The 5,316-nt window shown below is 71.7% G+C and carries 1 protein-coding gene; it reads left to right on the top strand.

From position 1 onward, the window contains the following. Nucleotides 1-267 precede the first annotated feature (267 nt). Nucleotides 268-5,223 (top strand): NAD-glutamate dehydrogenase, encoded by a 4,956-nt coding sequence (locus tag ACTUAL_RS27695; protein ID WP_440902295.1) that lies wholly within the window; start codon nt 268-270, stop codon nt 5,221-5,223. Nucleotides 5,224-5,316: the final 93 nt, after the last annotated feature.

The following is a 5,316-nucleotide window of genomic DNA, read 5'->3' as shown; positions in this document are numbered from 1 at the left end:
AGGTGAGACGAATTCTTTGAGGTTTTAATAAGGTTCCAGGTTTCCTGCCGGTGACCAGTGCGAGTCCGGTAAATGACTTCGCTGGTCCCGGTTTTCCGTGCTTTGCCCAGGGAACCCCGTGCTCTTGCCCCGGAAGCCGCTGATCGATCAGGTGAACGATCCAGCTCGTGAAAAACGCGGGTCCCGCCTGCGCAGTTCCGAGTGTCTGGTTAAGTGGTGCGCAGACCCGGCACACAGAGGTGCCGGATAGCGTGGAGTCGCCTGAACATGACCTCGACTGGATTCCCGACCCGTTCCGAGCGCGCCGCCCACGCCGCGGGTGGTGCCGCGCGTGCGGCCAGTCCTGAACACACCCGAGACGAATTGATCGGCAGAGCCGCCGAGAACGCGCCCGAGCTCGCCGAGCTGATCCGCCTCTACTACCGGCACGTGCCCGCCGAGGAAGTCAACGACGACGACCCGGCCGACCTGCTGGGCGCGGTGCGCTCCAACCACCGGCTCGCCGAGAGCCGCGTGGCGGGCCGCCCCACGGTGCGGGTGCTCAACCCCACCAGGGAGCGGGACGGCTGGCAGTGCCCCGCGACCGTCGTGCAGATCGTCACCGACGACATGCCCCACCTGGTGGACTCGGTCGCCTCCGAGCTCACCCGCAACGGCGTGCAGGTGCAGCGCGTGATCCACCCGATCGTCGTGGTGCGCCGCGACCAGGCCGACGGCTCCCTCGTGGAGGTGCTGCCCGCCGCCGACCCGGCCGACCCGCCGCAGGGCGCCGCCGCCGAGTCGTGGATGCACATCGAGGTCGACCTGCTCACCGACGCCGACCGGGCGCACGAGCTGGAAGCCGGGCTGCGCTCCGTGCTCAACGACGTCCGCGAGGTCGTCGAGGACACCGACCGCATGGTCACCACCGCCCGCGAGCTGGCCAAGTCCCTGCGCGGCGACGGCCTCCCGCTGCCCGAGCACGAGGTGCAGGACGGCGCGCGGCTGCTGGAGTGGCTGGCCGACGAGCACTTCACGTTCCTCGGCTACCGCCGCTACGAGGTCGTCCGCGACGGCGGCGAGCCGGTCCTGCGCCCCTCGGGCGAGGCCGGCCTCGGCGTGCTGCGCCAGGACAGCCCCGCCGCGCACGCCCTCACCGCCGGGCCCGACGCCGGAACGCCCACCCCGGAGCTGCTGGTCCTCACCCAGGCCAGCGCCCAGGCCAGCGTGCACCGCTCGGTCTACCCGTACTACGTGGGCGTGCGGACCTTCGACGCCGAGGGCCGCGTCGACGGCGAGCACCGCTTCCTCGGCGTGCTGTCCACGACCGCGCTGCACGAGGACGTCCTGGACATCCCCGTCATCGAGCGCCGCGTCCGCGACGTCATCCACAGCGCGGGCTTCCCGCTGCACTCGTACTCGGGCCAGCGGATGCTCGAGGTCATCCAGAACTACCCGCGCACCGAGCTGTTCTCGGTGAACGCCGAGACGCTGCACCTCACCGTCACGGGCGTCATCGCGCTCGCCGAGCGCCGCCGCCTCCGGCTGTTCCTGCGCCGCGACCCGTACGGCCGCTTCTACTCCTGCCTGGTCTACCTGCCGCGCGACCGCTACACCACCACCTCGCGGCTGGCCATGCAGGAGGTGCTGATCGACGAGCTGGGCGGCGTCAACCTGGAGTACAGCGCCCGCATCGGCGAGTCCGCGCTGGCCCGCGTGCACTTCACCGTGCACACCGACCCGGCCGCCGACCAGGGCGCCGCCCCGGACACCACCCACATCCAGCAGCGCCTCGCCGAGGCCGTGCGCTCCTGGGACGACCGCATGGTCGAGGCGGTGCTGGCCGAGACCGCCCGCTCGAACGAGCTGGGCGCCGAGTCGGCGGGCGAGCAGGGCCAGCGGATCGCGGGCGCGTTCCCCGAGGCCTACAAGGAGGACTTCACCGCCCCCGAGGGCCTCGGCGACTTCCGCCGCATCGAGGCGCTGGGCCAGGGCGACCTGGACATGGTGTTCTACGTGCCGCGCGACGCCGAGCCGGGCGAGCGGCGGTTCAAGCTGTTCCTCGCGGGCGCCCGCGTCACCCTGTCCGACGTGCTGCCGATGCTCCAGCGCATGGGCGTGGTCGTGGTCGACGAGCGGCCGTACGACCTGGTGCGCGACGACGGCGTCGAGTGCTGGATCTACGACTTCGGCCTGCGCCTGGACCCGGCCACCCTGGAGAAGCTCACCGACGAGGACCTCGACTCGGTGCGCGTCCGCTTCCAGGACGCGTTCGCGGCGGCGTGGCGCGGCGAGTCCGAGGTCGACGGCTTCAACACCCTGGTGCTGCGCGGCGGCCTGACCTGGCAGCAGGCGGCCATGCTGCGCGCGTACGCCAAGTACCTGCGCCAGGCCGGCGTGTCCTACAGCCAGGACTACATCGAGGACGCCGTCCTCGGGCACACCGAGGTCGCCACCGCGCTGGTCGAGCTGTTCGAGACCCGCTTCGACCCCGAGCTGGACGCCTCCTCCCGGACCGAGCGCACCGACCGCCTGTCCGCCCGGATCACCGAGCTGATCGACGACGTCACCAGCCTGGACGCCGACCGCATCCTGCGCAGCCTGCTCACCCTGGTGCTGGCGACCCTGCGGACCAACTACTTCGTCCGCGACGCCGACGGCGCGCCCCGCCCGTACCTGGCGGTCAAGCTCAACCCGAGGGCCATCCCGGAGCTGCCGCAGCCCCGCCCCCGGTTCGAGATCTTCGTGTACTCGCCGCGGATCGAGGGCGTGCACCTGAGGTTCGGGCCGGTCGCGCGCGGCGGGCTGCGCTGGTCCGACCGGCGCGAGGACTTCCGCACCGAGGTGCTGGGCCTGGTCAAGGCGCAGGCGGTGAAGAACGCGGTGATCGTCCCGGTCGGCGCGAAGGGCGGCTTCGTGGTGAAGCGCCCGCCCGTCCCCAGCGGTGATCCCGGCCTGGACCGCGAGGCGTTCCTGGCCGAGGGCATCGCCTGCTACCGCCAGTTCATCTCCGGCCTGCTCGACATCACCGACAACCGGGTGTCCGGTGCCGCGGTGCCCCCCGAGCGCGTGGTGCGCCACGACCGCGACGACGTCTACCTCGTCGTGGCCGCCGACAAGGGCACCGCGTCGTTCTCCGACATCGCCAACGAGGTGTCCCGCTCCTACGGCTTCTGGCTCGGCGACGCGTTCGCCTCCGGCGGCTCGGTCGGCTACGACCACAAGGCCATGGGCATCACCGCCAAGGGCGCCTGGGAGAGCGTGAAGCGGCACTTCCGGGAGATGGGCACCAACACCCAGACCGACGAGTTCACCGTCGTCGGCGTCGGCGACATGTCCGGCGACGTGTTCGGCAACGGGATGCTGCTGTCCGAGCACATCCGGCTGGTCGCCGCGTTCGACCACCGGCACGTCTTCCTGGACCCGAACCCGGTGGCCGCGACCTCGTTCGCCGAGCGCTCCCGGCTGTTCGCGCTGCCGCGCTCCTCGTGGGACGACTACGACCGGTCGCTGATCAGCGAGGGCGGCGGCGTGTTCCCGCGCACCGCCAAGTCGATCCCGGTCAGCGAGCAGGTCAGGGTCGCGCTGGGCCTTCCCGAGGGCACCGTGAAGCTGTCCCCGCAGGAGCTGATGCGGGCGGTGCTGGTCGCCCCGGTCGACCTGCTGTGGAACGGCGGCATCGGCACCTACGTGAAGTCCTCCACCGAGTCGCACGGCGACGTCGGCGACAAGGCCAACGACGCGATCCGGGTCAACGGCCGCGACCTGCGGGTCAAGGTCGTCGGCGAGGGCGGCAACCTGGGCCTGACCCAGCGCGGTCGCATCGAGTTCGCCCGCACCGGCGGCAAGGTCAACACCGACGCGCTGGACAACTCGGCGGGCGTCGTCTGCTCCGACCACGAGGTCAACATCAAGATCCTGCTGGACGAGCTGGTCAGGCAGGGCGCGCTGGACGCCGGGCAGCGCAACGAGCTGCTGGGCGAGATGACCGACGAGGTCGGGCAGCTGGTGCTGGCCGACAACTACTCGCAGAACGCGGTGCTGGGCGTCAGCCGGGCGCACGCGGCCCCAATGCTGTCCGTGCACGCCCGCCTGGTCACCGACCTGGAGTCGCGCGGCGTGCTCGACCGGGGCCTGGAGGCGCTGCCGAGCCAGGCCGAGTTCAAGGCGCTGGAGAAGGCGGGCGAGGGCCTGACCTCGCCGGAGCTGGCGACGCTGCTCGCGCACGTGAAGCTGGCGCTGAAGGAGGAGGTGCTGGCCAGCGACCTGCCGACGATGGACTCGGCGGCGCGCAAGCTGCCCGACTACTTCCCCAGCCAGCTGCGGGCCCGCTTCGGCGACGCCATCCCGGACCACCCGCTCAGCCGGGAGATCATCACCACCGTCCTGGTCAACGAGGTCGTGGACGGCGGCGGCATCTCCTACGCGTTCCGGCTGGCCGAGGAGATGAGCGCGTCGACCACCGACGCGGTGCGCGCGTACACGGCGGTCACCTCGATCTACGACCTGCCGTCGCTGTGGCGCAGCATCCGCGAGCTGGACAACGCGGTGCCCAGCGAGGTCCTGGACGACATGCTGCTGGAGACCCGGCGGCTGCTGGACCGCGCGTCCCGCTGGCTGCTGACCAACCGGCCGCAGCCGCTGGCGATCAGCGCCGCCATCTCCCGGTTCCGGGGCGTGGTCGAGCGGATCACGCCGAGGATGGTGGACCTGGTCAAGGGCCGCGAGCAGGAGTCGGTGCTGGCCAACGTCGACCGGCTGGTCGGCCACGGCGTGCCGCAGGAGTTGGCGACGCGGGTCTCCACGCTGCTGTTCACCTACGGGCTGCTGGACGTCACCGAGATCGCCGAGCTGGCCGAGCACGAGGACCTGGGCGCGTCGGCGGGCGCCGAGCGCAGCCACGAGGAGACCGCCGAGCTGTACTTCGCGATGTCCGACCACCTGGACATCGACCGGATGCTCAGCTCGGTGTCCTCGCTGGAGCGGGAGAACCGCTGGCACGCGCTGGCCAGGCTCGCGCTGCGGGACGACTTCTACTCGTCGCTGCGGGCGATCACGGTGGACGTGCTGCGCACCTCCGACCCGGAGGACAGCGGCGAGCAGAAGATCGCCGCGTGGGAGCAGGCCAACGCGTCCCGGCTCGGCCGGGCGCGGGCGGCGCTGGAGGAGATCAACCGGGCGAACCGGCTCGACCTGGCGACGCTGTCGGTGGCGGCGCGGCAGGTGCGGAGCATGGTGCGCTGACGGGCGGTGGGACGACGGGGGGCGGTTTGCCTGCCCCAACCCCCCCCGCGCCGCCCGGCCGTTCGAGTCCCGCGGTGACGCCCCGGGGCGGGG

The organism is Actinosynnema sp. (genome assembly GCF_052038725.1).
This window is presented reverse-complemented; position numbering and strand designations above follow the sequence as displayed.

What these genes read in the sequence shown, in the direction of transcription:
- ACTUAL_RS27695 (WP_440902295.1), top strand. Translation starts at nt 268, where the DNA reads ATGACCTCGACTGGATTCCCGACCCGTTCCGAGCGCGCCGCCCACGCC.